Annotated in this window: 1 protein-coding gene; it reads right to left on the bottom strand. The window is 56.0% G+C overall.

The genetic code is table 11. The features are described 5' to 3' along the window. Positions 1-237: 237 nt before the first annotated feature. The gene (locus P4L78_RS09930; protein WP_309327866.1) at positions 238-1,272 is read right to left on the bottom strand and encodes an IS110 family transposase; all 1,035 of its coding nucleotides are present in this window, start codon (positions 1,270-1,272) and stop codon (positions 238-240) included. Between the last annotated feature and the right edge of the window lie 93 nt (positions 1,273-1,365).

The following is a 1,365-nucleotide window of genomic DNA, read 5'->3' as shown; positions in this document are numbered from 1 at the left end:
TATCCGGCCTCTACGTTGAGCGCCGTCGCACTCGGGCCATAATGGAATCTGCGCGCTTGCTCCAGAACGCCCTATCGGCCTTGTCTTTGATCTTTCGACAGAGGGCCTATTCATTAGGCTGGTGATGCAAGCGCCGGTTTGACCTGTTTGCCATTACTCTTCAACTGCTTCGCAATCGCTGCTGGAAAGCTGCCTTTCTTGTTTCTTCCGATGTTGCTCGCTGCTTCGTCTTACTGTCTAACTATTTGCGTCATTCGTGACGGCGCCACGGTACATTTCCTGTCGACTCAACACCGCCCAGGCGATGCGTGCATTCTTGTTCGCCAGCGCTACCGTGGCGATGTTGCGATTGCGTCTGGTGGCAAGCGTATGTGCCCATCGGCTGCGTCGATCCTCTTTGCTGGCACTGCTGTTTAAGGCGGCTCGCGCGCCGTGAATTAGCAGCGTCCTTAAATACGTGTCGCCACGCTTGCTGATATGTCCCAACCTTTCCTTGCCGCCACTGGAGTGTTGGCTCGGTACCAGGCCCAGCCAAGCTGCCATGTTTCTGCCATTGGCAAACTGGGTGGCATCGCCCACTGCCGCCACGAGGGCGCTGGCTGTGATCGGCCCGATTCCTTCTATGTCGAGTAGGCGTTGAATACGCTCGTCGCCCTTTGCAGCCGCTTGGATGCGCTTGTCATGTAGCTCCACCCGGTCGTCGGTCTGGCGTAGTTCCTGTGCCAATTCAGCCAACAATGGTTTCATGCTTGCCGGCAGTTTTTGCTCTTCGTCGTCCAACAGCAGCGGCAATGCTCGCCTTAACTGCCCGATCCCGGTCGCCAGCACGATGCCGAATTCCGACAGTAATCCGCGAATCTCGTTGCTCAACGCTGTCCTGACCTTGACCAGCCGGCTTCGGATGCGGTGGTCGGCCTGCATCGCTTGCTGTTCTTCCGACTTGATCGCAACGAAGCGCATGCCGGGCCGGCTCACCGCTTCGCAAATCGCTTCGGCATCGTTGGCGTCGTTCTTGCCGCCTTTGACGTAAGGCTTGACGAACTGGCAGGCCATCAGTTTGACGGTATGACCGTACCCCATCAATACCCGAGCCCAATAGTGCGACCCGCCGCACGCTTCCATACCGATTAGGCAGGGTGGCAATTCCTTGAAAAAACGATGCATCTGCTCGCGGTTGAGACGCTTGCGCAAAACAACTTGCTCGTGGCTATCAACTCCATGCAACTGAAACACTTGCTTTGCCAGATCGATCCCAATTCGTTTAATATTCATTTGGACTCCTCCTCTGTTTGCTGATTTCGGTTAACCCCTCATCAGTTTGGCACATAGATGCCGTAGGGGGAGGAGTCCATTCCATTGCCCTAC

It is taken from the genome of Silvimonas sp., assembly GCF_031291215.1.
GTDB lineage: Bacteria > Pseudomonadota > Gammaproteobacteria > Burkholderiales > Chitinibacteraceae > Silvimonas > Silvimonas soli.
Note: the sequence above shows the minus strand (reverse complement) of the source record. Positions and strands in the feature narration are given on the sequence as shown.